22 protein-coding genes are annotated in these 21,607 nt (G+C 51.2%); 12 read left to right on the top strand and 10 right to left on the bottom strand.

All coding sequences use genetic code 11. The annotated features are described in order from the left end of the window. Positions 1 to 85: 85 nt before the first annotated feature. The 4 genes from dnaB to MLD66_RS04935 all read right to left on the bottom strand — a co-directional run bounded on the left by dnaB (position 86) and on the right by MLD66_RS04935 (position 3,901). Positions 86 to 1,450, bottom strand: a complete 1,365-nt coding sequence (dnaB, locus tag MLD66_RS04950; RefSeq protein ID WP_247215831.1) for a replicative DNA helicase — start codon at positions 1,448 to 1,450, stop codon at positions 86 to 88. Positions 1,451 to 1,512: 62 nt separating this feature from the next. Further along, positions 1,513 to 1,989, bottom strand: coding sequence for a TerB family tellurite resistance protein (locus MLD66_RS04945; protein ID WP_247215830.1), 477 nt, complete (start codon positions 1,987 to 1,989; stop codon positions 1,513 to 1,515). A gap of 104 nt (positions 1,990 to 2,093) precedes the next feature. Beyond that, positions 2,094 to 3,056 carry an RsmB/NOP family class I SAM-dependent RNA methyltransferase gene (locus MLD66_RS04940; RefSeq protein WP_247215829.1) on the bottom strand — a complete coding sequence of 321 codons (963 nt, stop codon included), beginning with the start codon at positions 3,054 to 3,056 and terminating at the stop codon, positions 2,094 to 2,096. Between the two features lie 143 nt (positions 3,057 to 3,199). Then, a complete protein-coding gene (locus tag MLD66_RS04935; RefSeq protein WP_247215828.1) occupies positions 3,200 to 3,901 on the bottom strand; it encodes a DUF475 domain-containing protein in 702 nt (233 codons plus the stop codon). A gap of 101 nt (positions 3,902 to 4,002) precedes the next feature. On the opposite strand from MLD66_RS04935, the gene psaM reads away from it, so the two are divergent. The 7 genes from psaM (at position 4,003) to MLD66_RS04900 (ending at position 8,952) form a co-directional block, all read left to right on the top strand. Next, positions 4,003 to 4,098: a photosystem I reaction center subunit XII gene (gene psaM / locus MLD66_RS04930; RefSeq protein ID WP_247215827.1), complete on the top strand. Its 96-nt coding sequence runs from the start codon at positions 4,003 to 4,005 to the stop codon at positions 4,096 to 4,098. Positions 4,099 to 4,118: 20 nt separating this feature from the next. Continuing rightward, positions 4,119 to 4,670, top strand: coding sequence for a glutathione S-transferase family protein (locus tag MLD66_RS04925; RefSeq protein WP_247215826.1), 552 nt, complete (start codon positions 4,119 to 4,121; stop codon positions 4,668 to 4,670). Between the two features lie 60 nt (positions 4,671 to 4,730). Beyond that, complete coding sequence (locus MLD66_RS04920) at positions 4,731 to 5,294, top strand: NUDIX hydrolase (protein ID WP_247215825.1); 564 nt, start codon at positions 4,731 to 4,733, stop codon at positions 5,292 to 5,294. Positions 5,295 to 5,356: 62 nt separating this feature from the next. Next, complete coding sequence (locus MLD66_RS04915) at positions 5,357 to 5,680, top strand: LapA family protein (protein ID WP_247215824.1); 324 nt, start codon at positions 5,357 to 5,359, stop codon at positions 5,678 to 5,680. Beyond that, entirely contained in the window at positions 5,680 to 7,248 is a 1,569-nt protein-coding gene (locus tag MLD66_RS04910) for a cyclic nucleotide-binding domain-containing protein (RefSeq protein ID WP_247215823.1), read from the top strand. Before MLD66_RS04915 ends, MLD66_RS04910 begins: the two co-directional genes overlap by 1 nt. A 25-nt stretch (positions 7,249 to 7,273) precedes the next feature. Further along, positions 7,274 to 8,281, top strand: a complete 1,008-nt coding sequence (locus tag MLD66_RS04905; protein WP_247215822.1) for a DNA methyltransferase — start codon at positions 7,274 to 7,276, stop codon at positions 8,279 to 8,281. Positions 8,282 to 8,286: 5 nt separating this feature from the next. After that, a complete protein-coding gene (locus tag MLD66_RS04900) occupies positions 8,287 to 8,952 on the top strand; it encodes a hypothetical protein (protein ID WP_247215821.1) in 666 nt (221 codons plus the stop codon). A 181-nt stretch (positions 8,953 to 9,133) separates the two neighbouring features. Here MLD66_RS04900 and MLD66_RS04895 read toward each other — a convergent pair whose 3' ends face one another. The 4 genes from MLD66_RS04895 to MLD66_RS04880 form a co-directional block, all read right to left on the bottom strand. Then, entirely contained in the window at positions 9,134 to 10,423 is a 1,290-nt protein-coding gene (locus tag MLD66_RS04895) for a glucose-1-phosphate adenylyltransferase (RefSeq protein ID WP_247215820.1), read from the bottom strand. A 272-nt stretch (positions 10,424 to 10,695) separates the two neighbouring features. After that, complete coding sequence (locus tag MLD66_RS04890; RefSeq protein ID WP_247215819.1) at positions 10,696 to 11,685, bottom strand: CsgG/HfaB family protein; 990 nt, start codon at positions 11,683 to 11,685, stop codon at positions 10,696 to 10,698. An 855-nt stretch (positions 11,686 to 12,540) separates the two neighbouring features. Next, complete coding sequence (locus MLD66_RS04885; protein WP_247215818.1) at positions 12,541 to 13,176, bottom strand: Mo-dependent nitrogenase C-terminal domain-containing protein; 636 nt, start codon at positions 13,174 to 13,176, stop codon at positions 12,541 to 12,543. Between the two features lie 652 nt (positions 13,177 to 13,828). Further along, positions 13,829 to 14,542, bottom strand: coding sequence for a DUF4079 domain-containing protein (locus MLD66_RS04880; RefSeq protein ID WP_247215817.1), 714 nt, complete (start codon positions 14,540 to 14,542; stop codon positions 13,829 to 13,831). Between the two features lie 228 nt (positions 14,543 to 14,770). Here MLD66_RS04880 and MLD66_RS04875 point away from each other — a divergent pair, with 228 nt between their 5' ends. Together MLD66_RS04875 and MLD66_RS04865 are read left to right on the top strand one after the other, a co-directional pair. Further along, positions 14,771 to 15,724 carry a MoxR family ATPase gene (locus MLD66_RS04875; RefSeq protein ID WP_339396916.1) on the top strand — a complete coding sequence of 318 codons (954 nt, stop codon included), beginning with the start codon at positions 14,771 to 14,773 and terminating at the stop codon, positions 15,722 to 15,724. 265 nt (positions 15,725 to 15,989) lie between these two features. Beyond that, positions 15,990 to 16,865 (top strand): universal stress protein, encoded by an 876-nt coding sequence (locus MLD66_RS04865; RefSeq protein WP_339396914.1) that lies wholly within the window; start codon positions 15,990 to 15,992, stop codon positions 16,863 to 16,865. Between the two features lie 10 nt (positions 16,866 to 16,875). Here the strand turns inward: MLD66_RS04865 and MLD66_RS04860 are convergent, their stop codons facing one another. After that, positions 16,876 to 17,820 carry an aldo/keto reductase gene (locus tag MLD66_RS04860; RefSeq protein WP_247215816.1) on the bottom strand — a complete coding sequence of 315 codons (945 nt, stop codon included), beginning with the start codon at positions 17,818 to 17,820 and terminating at the stop codon, positions 16,876 to 16,878. Between the two features lie 97 nt (positions 17,821 to 17,917). On the opposite strand from MLD66_RS04860, the gene MLD66_RS04855 reads away from it, so the two are divergent. Together MLD66_RS04855 and MLD66_RS04850 are read left to right on the top strand one after the other, a co-directional pair. Next, positions 17,918 to 18,901 carry a methyltransferase domain-containing protein gene (locus MLD66_RS04855; RefSeq protein ID WP_247215815.1) on the top strand — a complete coding sequence of 328 codons (984 nt, stop codon included), beginning with the start codon at positions 17,918 to 17,920 and terminating at the stop codon, positions 18,899 to 18,901. 640 nt (positions 18,902 to 19,541) lie between these two features. Next, a complete protein-coding gene (locus MLD66_RS04850; protein WP_247215814.1) occupies positions 19,542 to 20,174 on the top strand; it encodes a DUF2834 domain-containing protein in 633 nt (210 codons plus the stop codon). Here MLD66_RS04850 and MLD66_RS04845 read toward each other — a convergent pair. Next, the gene (locus MLD66_RS04845) at positions 20,171 to 20,521 is read right to left on the bottom strand and encodes a hypothetical protein (protein WP_247215813.1); all 351 of its coding nucleotides are present in this window, start codon (positions 20,519 to 20,521) and stop codon (positions 20,171 to 20,173) included. The two genes, MLD66_RS04850 and MLD66_RS04845, sit on opposite strands and share 4 nt — an antisense overlap. A 131-nt stretch (positions 20,522 to 20,652) precedes the next feature. On the opposite strand from MLD66_RS04845, the gene MLD66_RS04840 reads away from it, so the two are divergent. Next, entirely contained in the window at positions 20,653 to 21,531 is an 879-nt protein-coding gene (locus tag MLD66_RS04840) for an S-methyl-5'-thioadenosine phosphorylase (protein ID WP_247215812.1), read from the top strand. Positions 21,532 to 21,607 lie beyond the last annotated feature (76 nt).

The raw sequence follows: 21,607 nt of genomic DNA, 5'->3' as shown, positions 1-21,607 counted from the left end.
GACCGCTAACTTTGAATTGAGAGAGGTGCCCTGCTAAGTATAAGATTTTTGCTCACAGTTAATACACACCTATGTCTTTCAACACCTAATGTTTCATATTGCGGAACTGGGTGAAACTTGAATCAAATAACATTTTGGCCACCCCGGTTGGCCCATTCCGGTGTTTGGCAATGATCACTTCCGATACGCCCCGTTCGGGGGTGTCCGGGTTGTAATATTCATCCCGGTAGAGCATGATCACCACGTCCGCATCCTGTTCGATACTGCCACTTTCCCGCAAATCCGAGAGCATCGGGCGTTTGTTGGTGCGATGTTCCACCCCCCGGCTCAACTGGGACAGGACGATCACCGGCACTTGCAATTCCCGGGCGAGGGTTTTTAAGCCCCGGGTCATGCGGGACAATTCCAGCACCCGGTTGTCGCTGTTGGTGCCACTGTCCATCAGTTGCAGGTAATCAATTAAAACCAACCCCAAACTCCCCTGTTCTGCCTGCAAACGCCGACTTTTGGAGCGAATTTCCATCAAGGTGGCACTGGCGGAATCATCAATAAAGATGGGTAATTGCGCCAAATTGCTGATGGCTTGGTTCAGGTTCGGCCATTCCTGCTCGGCAATGCGCCCGGTACGCAGACGGGTGCTCTCAATGCGGGCTTCGCTCGCCAACAGGCGGTACACCAACTGTTCCTTGGACATTTCCAGGCTAAATAGGGCAACCGGCAGACGGTGGGTGGCGGCAATGTTGCGGGCGATATTCAGACAAAATGAGGTTTTCCCCATCGAAGGACGACCCGCCACAATGATCAAATCCGAACGTTGAAACCCTTGGGTAAGGGCATCCAGGTCGTAGAACCCGCTGGTAATCCCCGGCGGCAACATATCCTCAGAACGTTGCTCGATTTCCTGCCAGATGGTGCTGACCATTTCGGCGGTGGACACCAGTTCCTGCCGGGGCTGGCTTTGACAGATGGCAAAAATATGCTGTTCCGCCTGATCCAACACCTGCTCGATGGGCAAACTGGTTTCATAGCCCAAGCGGAGAATGTCCTGCCCCGCCTGAATCAACTGCCGACGCAGATATTTATCCGCAACCAGGGCGGCATATTGGTCAATGTTCACCGCACTGACCACCTGCTCCACCAACTGCACCAATTTCGCCGATCCCCCCACCTTTTCCAACAACCCCTGATCCTGCAACCAGGTAGCAACGGCGGTCATATCCGTGGGTTTCCCCTGCATCTGCAAACTCAGAGCCGCCCGATAAATATCCTGGTGGGACTGGATGTAAAAAAATTCCGGTTTGAGGAGATGGGTAATCCGACTCAGGGCTTCCGGGTCAAGCAAAATCCCCCCCAGGATCGCCTCCTCCGCCGCCACATTTTGCGGGGGCAATTGATGGGGTGAAAAACCTAATTCCGCATTACGAGGACGGTTGGGCGCATCCGAAAGCATAGCAGAGCCGTGATTTGCCCCCATTGTAACCAACGGATGAATCTCCTGGGGTCAACCCAAATTTAAGCATGACCCTGAAGGTATTGGTTCACCTGACCCACCACCGCATCCACCACATTTTGGTGCTGGAGTTGGGCATCCATTTCCGCTTCCAGGGCGGCGACTTGCTCCGGGGGAATCTGCAAAAGGGAAATTAATTTCCTATAGGCGGCTTTTTCATCCTCATTCACCAGGGGTTCGCCGGGGGCACGGCTACTGGCTTGGATGACCGCATAACCCAATTGCAAAACCAGGAATTTTTCCGTGTCACTCTGGAGTTTGGGGACAAGTTCCTCCAGGGGAATATTCTGGGTGACGTAATCCTGCAATTCCTGACGAAGTTGCGCCTGTTGTGGCTCATCCTGGGCAAATAATTGGGAAAATCGGTCGAGGATCAGGGTACTTTCCTCGGGAGAAAGCTCCCCATCGCTCCAGGACATGGCCGCCACCACCCGCAGGAGGTTCATCTGCCGGGGGGAAATGCTGGGGGTCGCACTCATAAAAACCATCCATCGAGGGGGTTCATTTGGACGCTACCACAATCCCGGAACATTCCTGACGTTTTGATCAAATTTGTGATGAAATGGGTGAGGCGCACCAACGGCTATGCCAGACGCGTAACCGCCACCTGCTCGAGCCAATCCCAGGGAAGTTCCGCCCCGGTTCCCTCGGTATCCTTTCGCCAAAGACAGGTAAATGCCCCCGCCCCGGCACCCGTTTGTGGCCACAGGCGATAACAGGGAAACGCCGCCAAATGGGATTGCATGGGGGTCAAAAGCGGCACCGCCACCGCCTGCAAGTGGGGAAAGTTTGCCGACAACCACCGGCAATTTTCCTCATTCTCCTGGGGACTGTAGGTGCAGGTCATGTAGGCTAAATAGCCCCCCGGTTTGACCAATTGCACCGCATTCGCCAGAATCCGTCGTTGGCGCTTGGCATTGGTGGCAATGGTACGGGGGTGGAAACAACCGGGATTTTTTGCCCCTTTTGCCAGCAGGGATTGACCGGAGCAGGGCGCATCCACCACCACCACATCGGCGGTTTGCCCTAAATGTTGGGCGAGGTGTTGACTGTCCTGGCGCACAACCACCCCCGCCACCCGACACCGGCGCAGATTGCTGACCAACATCCCCAACCGCTTGCCAATCGGCTCATTGACCAACAACACCTGGGGCTGGAGATACCGCCACGCCAAGAGTGCCTTGCCCCCCGGAGCGGCACAGACATCCACCACCACTGGCTCAGGGATGGCAATCGCCCCCAATACTGCCCCGGCAAATACGGAGGAAATGTCCAGACAATAGTAGTACCCCTGGGCATGGTATGGGTGCCGACCGGGATGGGTATCGGGGGGTAAGCAGTCCACCCAGTCCGGTTGCCAAGCATAGGGAGCTAAGACGGGAAAAGGGTGAGGTTCCGGGCGCTCACGGCACCAGAGAATCGCCGCAGCCAGGGGGGATGGATTTTGTAATGCGTTTATAAAGTCATTTTGCACTTGGGGGTTGTCCGTCCAGAGTTGTGCCGCTAGTTTTGCCAAAAACCGAGGGACTGGGGTAGCCGTGACCATGAATAGAGTGTTTCTGAACTATAGCCATCCTAAATGAGCATGGAATAACACCGCCCCCGTATTGGGTTCTGGAAAATTTTTGTATGCCTACGGCCCGCAAGCTCATGTAAATTAAGTAGGATTGCGATAGACTCATTCAGGATTTAGGAAGAGCGGGGAGCCTCAGGATTTCGCTTAGAAAATCCCCACACAAAGAGCATTAAAATCACACTGGTGGTCACCCATTCCGGGGGGATCCATTCGGGGCGAGTGGCTTTCAGAAGTAACCGCATCCCCACCAAAACCACCGTGGCATAACCCGCATCCTGAAGATGGGTATAAATTTCCAACCAACGGATAAATAAACCCGCTAAAAATCTCAGGGCAATAATCCCGATTACCCCACCCAACAGGACAAGCCAGGTTTGTTCCGCCACTGCAATGGCTGTGGTAATACTATCTAAAGAAAACGCCAAATCCGTTAAAGCCAAGGTGGGCACCACCTGCCAAATGGACTCCGCCGGGGTGAGCTTTTTGAATTCCTCATCCCCTGCCTCTTTACCCCGGGTTCGCACATAGTTGACCGCTAACCAGAGTAAATACAATCCCCCCGCAATCGAGACCAGGGGAAATTTTAAGACCCAGGTGGCGGTTAAAATCAATAAAATTCGCAAAATAAAAGCGACACTCAACCCCCAGTTCAAAGCCTGTTGCTCCATTTTGGGGTCATGAAGTCCCTGGACAATGGCGGCTAATGCAATGGCATTATCAGCAGAAAGTACTGCTTCGAGTAAAACCAAAATCCCAATGGTAATCAGGGTTTGCAGTCCAAATTGTTGGGGTAGTTCGATCAGTTGGTCAAGCATGGATTTGGGGGGCACAGTATTTCATAATGTAACAGATTGGTGCAGAGGGCGACGGTTTCCGGCACAGTATTATAGGCAAAGTTGTTGTGGAGGATGCCCCGATGGAACTGTCCGATACCCAGGTGTTTGTGGCGATGGTGGTGGCGTTATTGCCCTTGGCGATGGCGGTGCGGTTAGGCTTGGCTTTGTATAAATAGCTGTAATTGTACTCAACACGATGCTCAAACTTTACGGGGGCAGTCGTTCCCGGGCCATGATTGTCGCCTGGTACCTGGAGGAACTGCACATCCCCTACGAATTTGTCCGGTTAGATATGGCGGCTGGGGAACACCGGCAGGCAGATTATTTAGCCATCAATCCGATGGGCAAGGTACCGGCGCTGGTGGATGGGGAGACGGTGGTGTGGGAGTCCGGGGCAATCCTGTTGTACTTAGCGGATAAGTACGGACAACTGCCTGGGGAGGTCGGGCAACGGGGGCACATCTACCAGTGGGTTCTGTTTAGCAATTCCACCCTGGTGCAAGCCCTGGCGCAGGGGGAAAAACGGGAACAGGAAATGGCTAAACTTTTGCCCCCCTTGCAACAAATTCTCAGCGACCGGGAGTACATCACCGGTTCAGAATTGACGGTGGCGGATGTGGCGTTGGGTTCTATTTTGGGCTTTGCGGTGCAGATGTTTGGCTTGGATGTCAGTCCCTACCCGGCGATTGGGGCGTATTTACAGCGGTGTAGCGGGCGACCGGCATTCCAAAAGGCGATGGCGGGCTAGGTTAGGGCTAAAATCTTCCCATTAGCCAATTATCAAACATCACCAAAGGACTCCCCCGCAATGGGCAATGAATCCCCGGAACTTTTGCAGAAGCGGCTTTGGGTACAGGGGCGCAAATTTCGCTATGAGGTCAATCGCCTGCGCCTGCCCAACGGTGCGGAGGGGGAATGGGACTGTGTGCGCCATCCCGGCGGTGCCCTCGCCGTGCCCGTGACACCAGAGGGGCAATTGGTGCTGGTGCATCAGTATCGGTTCGCCGCCCAGGGACGGTTACTCGAATTTCCGGCGGGTACCCTGGAGGCGGGGGAAGACCCCTTGACCACCATCCAGCGGGAATTGCAGGAGGAAACCGGCTATCGGGCGCATACCTGGCGTTCCCTGGGGGAATTTTTCCTGGCTCCCGGCTATTCCGACGAGGTGATCTATGCCTATTTGGCAACGGATTTGGCTCCCTTGGCGCACCAACCCCAGCGGGATGCGGATGAGGACATCCGGGTGGTTTTGCTCTCCCCCTTGGAATTGCAAGCCGCCATTGACCGGGGGGAGGGGGTGGATGCCAAAACCATCGCCAGTTTTTTCCTAGCCCGGCGGTTTTTGGGGGGGACAGATTTTAAGGAAGTTTGAGAACTGGGGGGGCTGGCAGGAACCCTGATACCCTATAATCGTTAACCTACGAGGTGGGGCTTATGGTGCAGATTAACGCCGCTTTGATCTTTGCCTTCTGTTTGGCACTGGTTTTATTTAGTTTGCAGAATATGGAACCTGCCACCGTACATCTGGTCGGTTCCTACACGGTCAACTATCCCTTGGCGGTGGAATTGATCCTGGCGATGGGGGTGGGGGCGACTTTAGCCTGGCTCTTTGGGATTTGGAACCAGTTACAGCGGTGGTTGATCGCCCGGCGGGAACTGTGGCGGCGGGATCAGAAAATTGCCGCCCTGGAAAAAGATATTGAACAATACCGCCAACAACCCTCCCTGCCCAGCCCGGTGGAGGAAACCGTCCGTTGATGGACAGGTATTTGGGGTTGGTCAGCGCCAGTGAGAGTGGGTTGGTCATCCAGCCCCTTGCCCAGGCGGATAACACCGGTTGGGTAGCGGTTGCCTTGCCCCCCATATTTCCGGCTGACCCCTTGCCCCCGGAGATCACCCCGGGCAGTTTGGTGTGGGTAGAGCAGGACAGATACCTGCCGGTGGGGTTTCCCAGTGCCACCCATTCCCTGGCGCATTTGCAAACCTTGCTGAATTTGCAGACCTCCCTGGTGGCGCAACAGCGGCAACAACTCCAGGACCGAGCCACCTGGTTGGAAGAGCGATACCGCCATTACCAAACCCAAACGGCACAGTTGGCGCAGACCCAGCAGGCGTGGCAACAACACCAAACCACCCTCGCCCAGCTTCAGGGGGAATTAAATAGCCGCCGGGCCCTGGTGCGTTTTTTGTCAGCGCACATCCAAGACCAGGAGTACCTGCTCCAGTCCCAGCAGTACCTTGTCCAGTACATCCTTGCCCAAACTTTTGCTCCCTGCGGGGAAACCCCTGCGCCCGCCCCGCTCTTGGAGCCTCTATTGCACCAGATCAAAGAGCAAGCCAGCCAACTGCAAACCCACATTGAGCACCTGCGTACCCTGCACCACCCAGCCCCCCAGCCCTCGGAGCAACACCTCCGCAATCTCGCCCACCACCAACAGGTGTACCAAAACGAACAACTCCGCTGGCATCAACTCTGCCAGGAATTGAGCCTCCTTTGTCAAAGCGGTCACCCACCCCCCGCCTGGGACTGGTTTCAGAGCCAAATCCAGAGCCACTGGCAACGCACCCAAAGCCTTTACGAACAGCAAAAAAACCATCTGCAACAGGAACAAGCCGACCTGCAAGCCCTGTCAGCCCGTCTCACGCTTGAGGAACAAACCGCCCAGGAACTCACCCAGGAATTGGCACAACACCAGCGCCTCTGGCAACAAACCAGCCAGGACTACTTCCGTTGGCAAGCCACCTACACCCTGCAAAAGGAACTGCTCGACACCCTCGCCGACCGGCTCCAGCAAGCCCAAGCCCAGGTCACCGAACTGCAAGCCCAAACCCCCACCCCCCAAACCCTCACCTCCGTCGGGGTTGCCGAATGGCTCCTCAAAGCCCTGTGGGGATGCCTGAGCGCCCAATGGGAACCGGCTAGCGGCACGGTCGTATTTTTAGAGGGCTTATCCGCTGAAGATTCCGCCATCGTCCTGCAAACCGGCACCTGCGCCACCTACCAACCGGGGGAACCCCTGATCCAAGCCCACGACCTGGGACAGGATTTATACGTTATCCAAACCGGCTTGGTGGAAGTCCGCACCCCCCAGGGGAATACCATCGCCCTCCTGGGTCCTGGGCGTATCGTCGGGGAAATGGCGTTCATCACCGGTGCCCGCCGGACTGCCGATGTGATTGCCCTCAGCCCCACCCAAGCCGTCATCTTGAGCCGCAGTGCGATGGAGCAGTTGATGCAGCATCACCCCCAAGTCGCCGCCAAGGTTTTGCTAAATCTGTCTCGCCTGGTCGCTGAACGTTTGGGTAGAGACTATACCCCTTGTTGAAAATCTTGTGATTAGCAGAATTTCAATGAGTCAAGATGACAAGAAACTACGAGCACCAAGAAACAGAACGATTACCGTTTCTGCCGATGAAATAAGTTGGTATTCAAAGAATTTGTTCAGGCTTTCAGGATATACTCAGCCCAAAGACATTGAGAATAGGACAATCAACCAAGATTTGTTTGAAATACTCGATTGGCTACCAGATGCTTTTGTCGATCTTCTATTTATTGATCCACCCTATAATTTGACAAAATCATTTAACAAAACTCACTTTCAACAGCGTCCACTCGATGAATATACGGAATGGTTTGAGTCTTGGTTTCCCAGGTTATTGAGAATACTAAAACCTACAGCATCAATATATATATGTGCTGATTGGCAATCATCTTCGGCGGTTCATCTTGTGGCACAAAAATATCTTATTGTCCGCAATCGTATAACTTGGGAACGGGAGAAAGGCAGAGGAGCAAAAATGAATTGGAAAAATTGTTCTGAAGATATTTGGTTTTGCACTGTTTCAGACAAGTACTTCTTTAATGTCGAGGCAGTGAAAATCAAACGTCGCGTGATTGCCCCGTACACTGACCCAAACGGAAATCCAAAAGACTGGGAAAGAACCGAGAATGGTAACTTTCGCCTGACTTACCCATCAAACATTTGGACTGACTTGACAGTGCCATTTTGGTCAATGCCAGAAAACACCGACCACCCAACGCAAAAACCAGAAAAACTCCTGGCTAAAATTATCCTCGCAAGTTCCAGTCCTGGAGATTTAGTTTTTGACCCATTCCTGGGTTCCGGCACAACTTCTGTCGTAGCCAAAAAATTTGGAAGAAAATATGTTGGTGTTGAGATTGATTTAACTTATTGTTGCCTCACCGAGAAGCGACTTGCCATAGTAGAATATGACAAATCCATACAAGGTTATTCTGATGGTGTTTTTTGGGAGCGCAATACTTACCAAAAGCATACACTAACGGGAAAAAAAGAACCAAGTAACTTGCCACTCTTCAGCCCAGAAGTTGAAAGGTAAACCTAATGGAAAAGAGCCAATTATTCTACGCAGGTAATTATAAGAGAGTAGAACAAGCAATCATGAACCTGGTCAATTCTCAGCCAGATTTTATATCTGAACGTACTGCTGGAAGTACAAGAGCCGTCGGTGACGCAATTCAAGCGATATTATCGGAGCAGTTCCAATCACTTCTTGGTGACCTTTGTGCTGAGTATTCAGCCACATTTGCACGTAGAGCAATGGCTGATCTAGCATTCACTGATAAGGATGACTTTTACTATGTCGTGGATGTAAAAACGCATAGACTCGATACAAAATTCAATATGCCAAACTTGACCTCGGTAGAGAGGTTAGCACGATTTTATGAAGATAACAAGAATTACTTTATTATACTGATTGTCCAATATGAAATTGATCAGACAAGGGTAGGGGCAAAACAAGTACATTTTATCCCCATCGAGTTTTTGGGGTGGGACTGTTTGACAATTGGGGCACTTGGATGGGGACAGATTCAGATAGCGAATGCGAATATAATCAACATTAATGAGGGCTATTCACGAAAAAGGTGGATGCTTGAGTTGTGCGACGTGATGAGTGAGTTTTACCCAAAAGAAATTGAGAAAATTCAAAAGCGGATTGATTACTTCAAACGCATCAAAGAATACTGGGAAAAAAAACCTGAAATATAATCAACATCATTGTTTACAAATAATAAAGTAATAAAGGGCACCTCTATGTATTGTCACCACTGCCAGATTGTTTCGCTAAAATGCCCATATTCCCCAGAACCAAGGGCGGGGGGTGCCCCCCTGCGACCGCTAACTTTGAATTTATAGCGGTATAGAGGTGCCTTAAAAATCTAAATAATCGTTAAATAATCGTACCATCGGGAATCGTGGCGTTTTTGATCACCACCACAATCCCACTGCGGATATAGAACCCCAAGGTTTCCCGATCCGCTTCCTGCACCCAATCTTTGTTAATAATTTGCACATCCTTACCAATCCGGGCATTTTTATCCACAATTGAGCGGCGGATCACCGTATTTTCCCCAATTCCTAAGGGGATATGATTTTGGCTCGGTTCCGCAAATCGCTGTTCATAGGGTTCATAAAAATCCGACCCCATGAGCAAAGTATCCTCAATCACACAGCCCGCCTGAATCCGGGAGCGCACCCCCAAAACTGAATGCCGTACCCGACAATTTTTCAAAATACAGCCATCGCTGATCAGGGACTCACTAATCTCACAATCCAAGAGTTTCGACGGCGGTAAATAGCGGGGACGGGTGTAAATCGGAGCGGTTTCATCGTAGAAACTAAAGGGGGGCTTGGGCTGTTTGGTTAAAGCTAAATTTGCCTCATAAAATGACTCAATCGTCCCAATATCTTCCCAATAGTCATTGAATAAATAAACCTGAATTTTATAGTCCTTAATCGCCGCCGGAATCACCTCTTTCCCAAAATCCGTGCGCTGGGTATCCTCCTGCAAAAGTTTGCACAAAATGTCTTTGTTGAAGACATAAATCCCCATCGAGGCGATGTAAGGTTTGCGCTGGGCTTCCTCCGGGGACAACCCCAACACCCTGGTATCCACCCGCATTTCCCGCAACGCCTCTCCCTTGGGTTTTTCCCGAAACGCAACCACACGCCCCGTCTCATCAATTTTCATCAAGCCAAAGGCGGAAGCTGGTTTTTCCTCCACCGGAATCACCGACAGGGTAATATCCGCCCCGGTCTGCTGGTGATGGGCAATAAAATCCCGATAGTCCATGCGGTACAGGTGATCCCCGGACAGGATCAGGTATTGATCCACATCCCAGGTGGAAAACAACCAGAGGTACTGACGCACCGCATCCGCTGTCCCCTGGAACCAGCCCGGATTGTCGGGGGTCTGCTGGGCGGCGAGGACTTCCACGAACCCATCCACAAACCCGGAAAACGCATAGGCACGGTTGATATGCCGGTTCAAGGAAGCGGAATTGAACTGGGTGAGAACATAAATTTTGTGAATTTCCGAATTGATGCAATTGCTGACCGGAATATCAATTAAACGATACTTACCGGCTAGGGGCACCGCTGGCTTCGCCCGTAGTTTGGTCAAAGGATAGAGCCGCGTCCCGGCACCACCGCCCAAAATCACCCCTAGAACCCGCTTCATGGTTTTCGCCTCCCCTTGCGGTTGTCAGTACCAGTGTCCCCCGAGATGGCACCCCTGACAAGAGCACCTATTCCAGTGTTATAACATATTTCATATTTATCTAATAGATTCACCCCCAATATCTCATCCCTATAGGGTTCTTATGAGATATAGCTAAACAGGGTAACTTTGTCGTTACAAAATACCCTAAAAACCAGGGCGGGGCGGTGCCCTGTGACCCAGATTTAGGTCAACCTCTGTGTGTTTGGCTATACTAATAAGGGCGAAACAATTTACTGCGTTGGTTTGGCAAGATCGCCGATTTTCAGCCCTTGACCAGCCAGAATTTGTCCAGTTGCCGAGTTAGCCTCTACTTTGGTTAACTGTATTCGTCCTATAGGTTGGGTACTTCTGGTTAAGACTTTACCCGTCTGTGGGTCTTTAACCTCTCGTACAACCCGCTCTACAGAGAGTATCATTCCTGGTTTGAGACCATCTTTTGCGCCTTTATTGACGATAACTTGCTTTAGAGTTACATCTGCAACAATAGCAACCACGTCCGGTAATAAAATTGGTAGTGCGGCAATAACAGATTCTTGTTGAGCAATTTTTTCAACCACCTGACTAATCGCTTGCTCTGCCGCCTCATTCAGAATTTTGTCCCGCGCATCTGTAACATTTACACTGCCGATTTGTCCTACCATTGTCCCACCGCTGGTATGCTCCACCGTTCCCACCCCCTCAGCAACACCCAAAATTTCTGCAGTACTTGTACTGACAATTCGAGCGGTAAGTTTGACATCTGCCTGTTGTCTCTGTGTCACATTGACAATATTAAAGATTCCGTAGTTTGTGGCCGATTTTGATTCCTGCACACCAAACTGAGTAATTGTTCCAATAACTACTACATCTGCTCCAAGTAAACGTCCCACTTGGGCGGCTGTTGCTAGTTCAATTCGACCCGATGAACCCAGATTTTGTTCTGCTAAAATTTGGTTAATTCTACTCCGTTCAATTACAATATAGGTTCCATTCTGTACAAGCCGATTGGTTAAAAGATCACTGATAGCCTTTGCTGGTCCTACCGAGCCTGACAATCCTAAACCAGTTACCCCTGTACTTGCAAAATCAAAATCTAATACAGCTACCCGCCTCTTTGTCTGTACCTGAATCTGCTCTATACCAACCCCTTGCGCCCAGGCTCGAATATTTGGATTGTATAAAATACCTAGGAATAAAATGATTCCGCCAATTGCAGATGAATAGCTTCTGATCTTGAACATTGTTTTACCTCACATTCATAAATCCTAGGACATGAAAAAAAAATACAACACACAAAAAATTATGTCAAGTTCCCATTTGGCTCTGCCGAGTTTGTGGCTAAAACCGTATAAAGGAATACATTTTAACGAGGGGAGATGAAACGCTTGTTGATAGGGTATTTGAAAGTTCCAGGGAGCAACTGTCAAGGTCACTGAGACGATCATGCCCCTAGTGTTGGGAACGTTAACGTAGCCATAGCCATATTGCGAGCATCAATACCACTATCAGATATAGCAATCCTACTTGATTTACATTAGCTTGCGTGCCGTAGGCATACAAAAATTTTCCAGAACCAAGTACGGGGCGGTGCCCTGCGACCCCTGTTCCATTCTCATTTAGGACTGCTATATACATAAGGCAGGTAACGCTCTCTTTGTAATGCTTAAGAAATGGTACCAAGGACTCTGTGGCGATAGGTGGCTTTACTTCTCTAGGGAGAAGCGTGACGGGTGAATGTAGGGTTAGATATTGCTCAAATATCCATCAGATAAAGCTTTGCAGGAATTTACTCCCTAGACGTTAGAGAGCCTACCGTCTGGAATGGTATCCACTCTCTTGGGAAGGCATGGTGTTGATTGCAATAATATTGTAATAATAAACAATTACTTGGACAGCAATGCCGCTAATGGGCATCTCTAAAAATAGGTTGCAGGGGCGTAGCCCCCGTCTGTGGTTCTCAATAATATGGGTATCTCAGCGAAATAATCTGCCAGTGGTGACAATAAATTAAATATAGGTGCCCTAATGTAAATCAAGTAGGATCGCTATAGAACTGTTTCTAATTTGCCGGTTTTATTGCGTCAATAAGATAAGCATCAGTTGGGTACGTCTTCTCCCTGCTCTGCCAGATAGGAAAGGGCCCGAAATCGCAAGCCGACCAATTGTTCATAAAGGGGATTCAGTTTGCACATGGGGGGAATGTGAACGATTTTGCGACCGAATAAAACCACATCCCGCTCAAAAGGGCATTGCGCTGGAATCATTCGACAGAGAAAACGGGCAACCTTGGGGTCATGAATTTGCATTTGATCGAGCCATGTTCGCACGGGATCAAGGAGGTCATGGTGTGCTTCTTCACTGGGAACGCATTGTTCCCCTTCCCGTTTCACTAATGTTGCTTTCAAACCCGACAAAATATCACTAGAACGCCCCAGCGTTTGGCAAAATTCCTGTAGTAATTGGTCTTCCGATTCCGAATAGGTACCATCGGCAATCGCCACCATCACGGCAGTTCGTAAAAAATCATCAATTTTCGGGTCATCCGGGCTAAATATATCTGCCAATTCCTGGGGTTTCAGGGGTTCAAAATTATCTATTTCATTATTGCCTAATAAATCCTTAACCAAGGTTTTTTCCTCATCCGTATAATTTCCATCCGCCCAGGCCACGGTTAATAAGCCTCGGAGCCAGAGGTCACTGTGTCCCAAATCAACAACGGCATTATCACTCATAGCAGTTACGGGAAAATGGGTTGAAGTTGTGATGGATATAAAGAACGCACTTGTAAATCTTACGATACCACATTCCCCGCAATCCAGGCTACCTATCAGGGCACTTTTATTGACTTACATCCCCAGGGAATTATGGTTTTCCTATGACTAGGGAGTAGGATGGCAAATTTGCCAAAAAATTTACGAAACAGTGAGGATTCATGAAAAAGATGTTTTAATAATTACCCGTAAATAGGGGTTGCAAGGGCAATGCCCCCATACTTACATTTCTGCAAAATTTCTGTACGTTAATTGAGTAAAATTGCCAAATATAATGCTATAGCAATCCTAACTGAGAATGGAACAGGGGTCGCAGGGGCGTAGCCCCCGTTCTTGGTTCTGGCGAATTTTTGTTGCTTAATGGTTGAGGATTGCTATATGGTTTTGTCCTGTAAGCTATCAGCTTGATGAATGTTTAAGCTATCCGTAATTACTTTTTTTTTCCGTTTTACTTAAGACCGCCCAGCAGGTTTTGCCGGTGGAGATGGAGAGAACACAAATGTTAGTAGATGTTCAATAAAATACCATTCACGCCTATTTTGCGGCGGTGATGATCATCATCCACCAATCCGTTACGCTCTCACCAAAATCACCTCAATTGGTAAAAAAGAAGTCAAGGCTGGGGTTGACCTTGGGGACAGGTGAGATTAACAAAATCACAGGAATAAACAGCGGGTTCCTGCCAACTCAAAGGAATTTCTAGCAAATCCCGGGTGCCGGTAAATCCCTGACCGATGAATAATAATAGGGCAAGCGTATTGAGGGCAATATGTACCTTCCGCCAGGTGTGAGTACGGTCTTGATAAATATCTGGTAAAATCGCCAGGGAAAACACCATTAACAAAGCCGCCGTGATGCCGTAATAGTAATGGGAAACCCACCATTCAAAACCCCGTCGCCATACCCCATCTTGGGCACCCAAAACGACTAAACCCACGCCAGTGAGGGTGGCAAAAACCGCCCGCCAAACCTTTTTTTGAGCGTAATAAAGGGCAATCAAAGCCGCAATGGTTCCCACCAGGAATAACCCAATTAAAACGACTTGAGTGGGATTGGTACTCCAAACATTTTTCTTGAGGATATTTTTGGTAATTGGGATCATCACTCCAATCAGCACCGAACCCACTACCGAACCCGTGAGCCAGCGTCCCAATTTTGCGTGTTCTGGACCCACCATCGGGGGAATTTTACTTTTGCCCCCGTCCTTAGTTTGGCGGCGACGTTGCATGGTTTGCCAAGCCAAATTGCTGACCATGCCAATCAAAGGAAAAACCACAATCACCGTTAGGGTCGGGTGAATCAGCCGTAAGAAGTCCGTTAATTTCATAGGGCGGGCGGGGGAATGAATACTTATCCAGAATACGCAGTGGGCATCGCTTTGGTTCAAATGTATTTTATCAATATCAATCCTGGTGCTGGGCAGATGGCTTATTGCCGGATTGAACCCGCTTGATCCCGCCGGAGCTATAGGTAAATGGGACCCACAACCCCAAAGCATGGGGTCTGGAGCATTTTGCCCTAGGATTGGCAATGGGGACTACACCTGGGGGCAAACATGGATGCGACAAGGGTAATGACGGTGTTTTCTCGCCTGCGGCATGCGCTCAATCAGGTGATTGTTGGGCAAACGGCACTGGTGGAGCAATTGCTGGTGGCAGGTCTGGCGGGGGGGCATCTGATTATTGAAGGGGTGCCGGGGACGGGCAAAACCCTGTTGGTTCGCACCTTGGCTCGCTTGATTCAGGCGGATTTTCAGCGCATCCAACTGACCCCGGATATTTTACCTGCGGATATTTTGGGTACCAGTATTTTTGATGCCAACGTCGCTCGGTTTACTTTTCAACCGGGACCGATTTTTACCCAGATTTTACTGGCGGATGAAATCAATCGCACGCCCCCCAAAACCCAAGCCGCTTTACTCGAAGCCATGCAGGAACAACAGGTGACTTTAGACGGTCAAACCCGCCCCCTATCGGATTTTTTTTGGGTCATTGCCACGCAAAACTCCCTGGAATTTGAAGGCACCTATCCCCTGCCCGAAGCCCAATTAGACCGCTTTTTATTCAAATTAGTTGTGGATTATCCTGATTTAGAAAGTGAAAAAAAGATGCTGAAAAGTGAGTTTTCCGGGCTGGGGAAACCGGCACATTTAGCCTTACTCCATCCCCTGACAACGGTGCAGGAACTGTTAGAATGCCGTCAAATTTTAAGCCAAATTGTGGTGAGTGATAACCTTGTGGATTATCTCTTGCATTTGGTTCAACGCACCCGTCAACACCCGGACGTTTCCCTGGGAGCTTCCCCCCGGGCGGCGGTGGTGTGGTTAGCCAGCAGTCGGGCACAGGCGGCGATCCAAGGACGGGAATTTGTCACCCCGGATGATGTGAAATCGGTGGCGTTACCCCTCCTGCGCCATCGGTTATTATTGCGCCCGGAAGCCCAATTGGAGGGGCTAAAAGTGGATACGGTGATTCAAAATATATTGGCACAGGTGCCGGTGCCCAGGTAAAAAGTGATGACCACCGCTCAGCATATAGGGCAATTTCACCTAAGTGATGATCGGGAATTTTATGCTTAAAAATTATGCTTAAAAAATTAAGAGTTGCAGGCATATTATCCCGGTATTTCGTGCTTTACAATAATTAATCAGGATGCATCCAGGGCATTAGGAATAAACATGGGAATAGTCGCAAGCACTGTCCCTACAGGTATGTTAAACTGCTCACAGCCAGGCGTAGTCAATCACAGCGGGTTGACGCCAGTGGGGGTGTAGGGTGTTCAAGCGATTGGTTATTGCCACAGATTTGCGGGATGGCTTGTACCGATTCAGCCATTTTCTCCCAGCTTTGGGGGCGGGGGGGGTGGAGGCGGTGACCTTTGTGCATGGGGTGCCCTACCGGGATGTGGGGGTGCGGGTACGGGAGGATACGGAGGCACTGGCGGCGGCATCAGCCACGTTAACCTTGCCCACAGACACGGGTGGGGTGCAGGCGCAACGGGTGATTCGTTCGGGGAAACCGGCGGAAGTGGTGGTGCAGGCGGCGCAGGAGGTGGAAGCGGATTTGATCCTCGTGGGCACCCAACAGCGCAATGCCCTGGCGGAAAAGTTTGTGGGGAGTGATGCGCTCAATATCATGCGTAAGTGTGAGATTCCCCTGATGGTGATCCGTCCCCAGTTGGTGCAGGTGTTGACGGCGGAGGAGTTGGATTTGCGGTGCCGCCATCTGTTTTACCATTTGATGTTGCCCTATCGGGGTCGCCCGGAGTCCCAACATTTATTGGAGAGTGTGTTGGCGCAGGTGCAAAAAACCCCCGTGCCCCGGGTGGAATGTTGTCATCTGGTGTGGGTGGTGGAAGACCCAATTCGCCGGGATTTTGACCCTGACCCCCAGGAAATCCGACGGGCGGAACAGGAATTGCAGGCGGTGGCGGCGCAGTTGTCCCCCCACATTCCCCAGGTCTATACCCATGTGCGGACGGGCAACCCGGTGGAAGCCTGTATGACCCTGGCGCAGATGTTGGACATCAGTGCCGTGACCCTCACCGAGGCCCACATGACCAAACTGTGGGATATTTCCCCTTCCCTGGGCGGGGAATTGTTGCGCCGCATTCCCTATCCCTTGATTCTCTTTTCCAGCCCGGATAAGTGACTTTGAACCCCTACCAGTTGGGGCTGGCTTGATCCAGGGCTTGGACTTCATCAGGCGTGAGTTGCCACCCCATTGCTCCGGCGTTTTCTTGGGCTTGGCGGGCATTTTTAGCACCGGGAATGGGCAGGGCACCCTTGCACATCACCCAATTTAATGCCACCTGCGCCGGGGTTTTGCCGTAGCGTTGCCCGATTTCCTGGAGCAACCCCTGCAAAGGTTGTACCTGCAGTAGCCGTTCCCGATGGAAGCGTAACCCCCGGGCACTGGGCGGCGGGTTGTCCACCGTATATTTGCCGGTCAAAAGCCCCATGCCCAAAGGACTGTAGGCAATCAAGGTAATGCCCAATTCCTGACAACGACTTAACAAACCGTTGCGCTCCGGGGTGCGGCAAATCAAGCTATACTCCACCTGGTTGCTGGCGAGGGGAATGCCCCGGTCCGCCAACACCCGCTGGGCTTCCTGCATCTGGGCGAGGGAATAGTTGGAAACCCCCACCGTGCGGGTCAACCCCAATTCCACCGCATCCGCCAGGGCGTGCATCCAACTGGCGAGGGACACGGGGAAATGCACCGGCCAATGAATTTGGTACAAATCCACCTGATTCACCCCCAAACGTTGAATGCTGGCGCGCAGGGCATCCACCAGGGTTTGGGGCCAAAATCGCCAGGGCAGGGGCATAAATTTAGTAGCAATCACCGCCGAGCGACCCATCTCCCGCACAAATTGCCCCAATAATTGCTCTGACCGCCCCAACCCATACACTTCCGCCGTGTCAAAAAAGGTAATTCCCCCCTCGATGCTCGCCCGGTAAGCCGCTTGCAAATCCTGGTCATTGTACTGCTTGCCGTAGCCCCAAAATAGCTGATCCCCCCACGCCCAAGTGCCAATGCCCACCGGACTCACCTGCACATCGGTCTGCCCCAAGCGATAGCGGGTCTGGGTACTCCCTTCCATAAAAACATCCTTTGTTATACGCCCTCTGCCGCCAAGTATAACAATTTGTAACGAAACTGCGTCACAATAGGAACATGGGTACATCTTGGGATGCACGATGGCTACACCGCTTGGGCAGATTTTGGGGCTAATTTTGGGGTTGGTGGGGGCGGCGTTACTGCTGGGGTTGGCGTTGTATTTGCTATTTCCCCGCCGGTATCAAACGGCGGCTTCGGTGGCGACTGCCTACGACACGTGGACCCAAGATGGCATTCTGGAATTTTATTGGGGGGAGCATATTCACCTGGGGCACTATGGTTTTCCCCCTCGCCGGAAGGATTTTCGCCAAGCCAAGGTGGATTTTGTCCATGAAATGGTGCGCTGGGGTGGTTTAGACCAGCTGCCGCCGGGAACCACGGTGTTGGATGTGGGGTGCGGCATTGGGGGCAGTAGTCGGATTTTGGCGCAGGATTACGGGTTCCATGTGACCGGGATTACCATCAGTCCCCAGCAGGTACGGCGGGCACAGGCGTTGACCCCCCCTGGGTTACCCGTGCGGTTTCAGGTGGAGGATGCCCTGGCGTTGTCCTTTCCCGATGGCAGTTTTGATGTGGTCTGGTCCATCGAAGCGGGACCCCATATGCCGGATAAGGCGCAATTTGCCCGGGAATTGTTGCGGGTGCTGAAACCGGGGGGAATTTTGGTGGTGGCGGACTGGAACCAACGGGATGACCGTCAAAAACCCTTGCGTCCTTGGGAAAAATGGGTGATGCGGCAGTTGTTGGACCAATGGGCACATCCGGCATTTGCCAGTATTGAAGGATTCGCCGAGGCTTTGGAGGCGACCGGGTGGGTCGAGGGTCGGGTGGTCACGGCGGATTGGACGGAACCAACCCTACCTTCCTGGCTGGATTCGATTTGGCAGGGAGTGGTGCGCCCAGGGGGATTGATCCGGTTTGGGGTGGTGGGTTTGGTGAAATCCTTGCGGGAAGTGCCTACGTTTTTACTGATGCGATTGGCTTTTGGCACCGGGTTATGCCGCTTTGGGATGTTTCGGGCGGTGCGAGCGGGTTCATCGGAATTGAATGGCAATGATATTTAGCTATAAGGGTACAGATGGGCTAAGAGAGCCTAGAATTACCACAGAACTGAACCCAACATCTCAGGCGATCTATGTAAATAATCAGGGCAACTTTATGAATTTATTAAGTGATTTTTGTACTTAGCGTGACGTAGCTATAGCAGTCCTATTTGATTAGTGAACAGAAGTTCTCCAGAACCAAATACGGGGGCAGTGCCCCTGCGACCGCTATAGTAATTTCAAACAAGTTTGCGACATTCACCTTTACCTGCAAACCCTGTCCTAAAAGGGGATACAGTGATTGCCAGTGCCTCAAAGTGTTGCATTTTCTTGTGAAACGAATATAGGTTGGAACAGATCAAAAAGTGGCTCACAGAATGGTTAGTGAAATGCTTAGAAAGCGGCTAACAGATTGTTATTTTACAAATCCAAATATCCCCATCTGGAACCACCAATGGGAACCTCTATTTATTTATTTGAACCAATCATCAATCCCATCGTGGGAATGCCCATATTACCCAGAACCAAGGGAGTTGCGACCGCTAACTTTGAATTGATAGAGGTGCCCTAATAAATTGGCTCTAAAATATCGTAAATTTTATCCTAACTGCTATGGGTTAAAATTGAGCTAAATTAGGGCTAAATTACCGTCTTTTGCACTATGAAAACTGCTCTGCTCTGGGTCATTTGGTTGGGTTTTGTGGGGTATGCTTTTCTATTGGCACCCCCGGATCAGCCGGAAACCTGGGATTTGATTCAACGCTTAATTCGCTTTGACGTGGCGGGGGTAAATCCGCTGATTGTCGCCCTCTTTAATTTGATGGGGGTCTGGCCGGGGATTTATGCCGCTGTTTTGCTCACCGATGGACGAGGGCAGAAAATTCCCGCCTGGCCGTTTGTCGCCGGTTCCTTTGCCCTGGGTGCTTTTGCCCTGCTCCCCTACTTGGCTCTGCGTCGCCCGTTTCCCGAATGGCGTGGTTCGGTGTCCTGGGGGCTACGGCTGTGGAATAGTCGGGTGCTGGGGGTGGTTTGGTTGGGGCTGACCCTGGGGTTCATGGGCTATGGTCTCTCCCAGGGGAGTTGGGGGGAGTGGTGGCAGGCGTTTCAGACCAGCCGGTTTATCCATGTGATGAGTTTGGATTTTCTCCTGTTGAGTGTGCTGTTTCCCCTGGTGCTGGGGGATGACATGACCCGACGGCGGGTGAATCATACCCCCTGGTTTGCCCTGGTGTCGGCACTGCCGATGGTGGGAGCGGCTCTGTACCTAATCCTGCGTCCCCGCTTGCCGGATTAGCGTTGCGCCTGCCATTGTTGCCGTTGGGCGGGGGTGAGCACCTGGTGCATTTGCCCCAACACCTGCATCCGTAGCACGGTCATTTGTTTTTTTTGCTCTTGGGTGAGGTCGAGGGGTTGGGTGTTGTGCCAAAGGCTGGTCCATTGCTCTTGCTGGGCAGGGGTGAGGATTTGGCTGGCTTGGATTGCGGCTTGGGTCTGAATTTCCTCCAGACGGGTCTGCTGTTCGGGAGTCAATGCCAACTGCTCTGGCACTAAAAGCAGGGCTTCACCGTTAGGCGATTGTACTAATTCTGGACTCAGGGCAGGCACAGCCAAAACCAGCCCCAGCAACACTGGTAGCAACATCAATCCCATATTCTCAATCCTAAAAACCTGTGAGCGTTATCTTGCATTTTGAGACGGGGGAAGGGATGGGGTTGTTCCCCAAACTTAGGGCGGGGTGATACATTAGAACCCAATGGTCAGGGGATAGGGTGATGGCACTGCCAGCGGTGAAAATTGGGGTGATTGGCGGCAGTGGTTTGTATCAGATGCCTGCCTTAACCGATGTTCAGGAATACACAATTTCTACTCCGTTTGGCAATCCGTCGGATGCCTTGTTGGTGGGGCAATTGGCGGGGGTACCGGTGGCGTTTTTGGCACGGCATGGGCGGCATCACCATCTTTTGCCGACGGAATTACCCGCCCGGGCGAATATCTATGCCCTGAAAACCCTGGGGGTGCAATACATTATTTCCGTGTCGGCGGTGGGTTCTTTGCAAGCTGAGGTGAAACCCCTGGATTTAGTCGTGGTGGATCAGTTCATTGACCGCACCCGCAATCGCATTTCCACCTTTTTTGGGGAAGGAATTGTCGCCCATATTACCTTTGAACAGCCCGTGTGCCCTGCCCTGGCTCAGGTGGTGATTGATGCCATTCGTGAGTTGAATTTACCCGATGTCACCCTGCATCCCCGGGGCACCTATGTGTGTATGGAAGGTCCCGCCTTTTCCACCCGCGCCGAGTCGGAATTGTATCGGAGTTGGGGGGCGACGGTGATCGGCATGACCAACTTGCCGGAAGCGAAACTGGCACGGGAGGCGGAAATTGCCTATGCGACCTTGGCTCTGGCGACGGACTATGACTGTTGGCACCCGGAGCACGCCAGCGTTTCGGTGGACATGGTGGTGAATAATTTACGCAAAAATGTTACGAATGCCCAGGCGGTGATTCAAACAGCGGTGGCAAAAATTGCGGCGCATCCCCCCCAATCCAAGGCACACCGGGCGTTAAAAAATGCGATCATGACCCCTTTGGATAAAGTACCGCCAGCGACCCTTGAGAAATTGCGCCCGATTTTAGCTCCCTATCTCTAAATTTCCCTAAATCTCTCAGAAATTGCTCGGATGAACGGCACGTCCCCTGGGGCTTGGTGCTCATGGGTAACCGGGA

This window comes from Synechococcus sp. C9, assembly GCF_022984075.1.
GTDB lineage: Bacteria > Cyanobacteriota > Cyanobacteriia > Gloeomargaritales > Gloeomargaritaceae > Gloeomargarita.
Note: the sequence above shows the minus strand (reverse complement) of the source record. Positions and strands in the feature narration are given on the sequence as shown.

What these genes read in the sequence shown, in the direction of transcription:
- dnaB (WP_247215831.1), bottom strand. Translation starts at nt 1,450, where the DNA reads ATGCTTTCGGATGCGCCCAACCGTCCTCGTAATGCGGAATTAGGTTTT.
- MLD66_RS04945 (WP_247215830.1), bottom strand. Translation starts at nt 1,989, where the DNA reads ATGAGTGCGACCCCCAGCATTTCCCCCCGGCAGATGAACCTCCTGCGG.
- MLD66_RS04940 (WP_247215829.1), bottom strand. Translation starts at nt 3,056, where the DNA reads ATGGTCACGGCTACCCCAGTCCCTCGGTTTTTGGCAAAACTAGCGGCA.
- MLD66_RS04935 (WP_247215828.1), bottom strand. Translation starts at nt 3,901, where the DNA reads ATGCTTGACCAACTGATCGAACTACCCCAACAATTTGGACTGCAAACC.
- psaM (WP_247215827.1), top strand. Translation starts at nt 4,003, where the DNA reads ATGGAACTGTCCGATACCCAGGTGTTTGTGGCGATGGTGGTGGCGTTA.
- MLD66_RS04925 (WP_247215826.1), top strand. Translation starts at nt 4,119, where the DNA reads ATGCTCAAACTTTACGGGGGCAGTCGTTCCCGGGCCATGATTGTCGCC.
- MLD66_RS04920 (WP_247215825.1), top strand. Translation starts at nt 4,731, where the DNA reads ATGGGCAATGAATCCCCGGAACTTTTGCAGAAGCGGCTTTGGGTACAG.
- MLD66_RS04915 (WP_247215824.1), top strand. Translation starts at nt 5,357, where the DNA reads ATGGTGCAGATTAACGCCGCTTTGATCTTTGCCTTCTGTTTGGCACTG.
- MLD66_RS04910 (WP_247215823.1), top strand. Translation starts at nt 5,680, where the DNA reads ATGGACAGGTATTTGGGGTTGGTCAGCGCCAGTGAGAGTGGGTTGGTC.
- MLD66_RS04905 (WP_247215822.1), top strand. Translation starts at nt 7,274, where the DNA reads ATGAGTCAAGATGACAAGAAACTACGAGCACCAAGAAACAGAACGATT.
- MLD66_RS04900 (WP_247215821.1), top strand. Translation starts at nt 8,287, where the DNA reads ATGGAAAAGAGCCAATTATTCTACGCAGGTAATTATAAGAGAGTAGAA.
- MLD66_RS04895 (WP_247215820.1), bottom strand. Translation starts at nt 10,423, where the DNA reads ATGAAGCGGGTTCTAGGGGTGATTTTGGGCGGTGGTGCCGGGACGCGG.
- MLD66_RS04890 (WP_247215819.1), bottom strand. Translation starts at nt 11,685, where the DNA reads ATGTTCAAGATCAGAAGCTATTCATCTGCAATTGGCGGAATCATTTTA.
- MLD66_RS04885 (WP_247215818.1), bottom strand. Translation starts at nt 13,176, where the DNA reads ATGAGTGATAATGCCGTTGTTGATTTGGGACACAGTGACCTCTGGCTC.
- MLD66_RS04880 (WP_247215817.1), bottom strand. Translation starts at nt 14,542, where the DNA reads ATGAAATTAACGGACTTCTTACGGCTGATTCACCCGACCCTAACGGTG.
- MLD66_RS04875 (WP_339396916.1), top strand. Translation starts at nt 14,771, where the DNA reads ATGGATGCGACAAGGGTAATGACGGTGTTTTCTCGCCTGCGGCATGCG.
- MLD66_RS04860 (WP_247215816.1), bottom strand. Translation starts at nt 17,820, where the DNA reads ATGGAAGGGAGTACCCAGACCCGCTATCGCTTGGGGCAGACCGATGTG.
- MLD66_RS04855 (WP_247215815.1), top strand. Translation starts at nt 17,918, where the DNA reads ATGGCTACACCGCTTGGGCAGATTTTGGGGCTAATTTTGGGGTTGGTG.
- MLD66_RS04850 (WP_247215814.1), top strand. Translation starts at nt 19,542, where the DNA reads ATGAAAACTGCTCTGCTCTGGGTCATTTGGTTGGGTTTTGTGGGGTAT.
- MLD66_RS04845 (WP_247215813.1), bottom strand. Translation starts at nt 20,521, where the DNA reads ATGTTGCTACCAGTGTTGCTGGGGCTGGTTTTGGCTGTGCCTGCCCTG.
- MLD66_RS04840 (WP_247215812.1), top strand. Translation starts at nt 20,653, where the DNA reads ATGGCACTGCCAGCGGTGAAAATTGGGGTGATTGGCGGCAGTGGTTTG.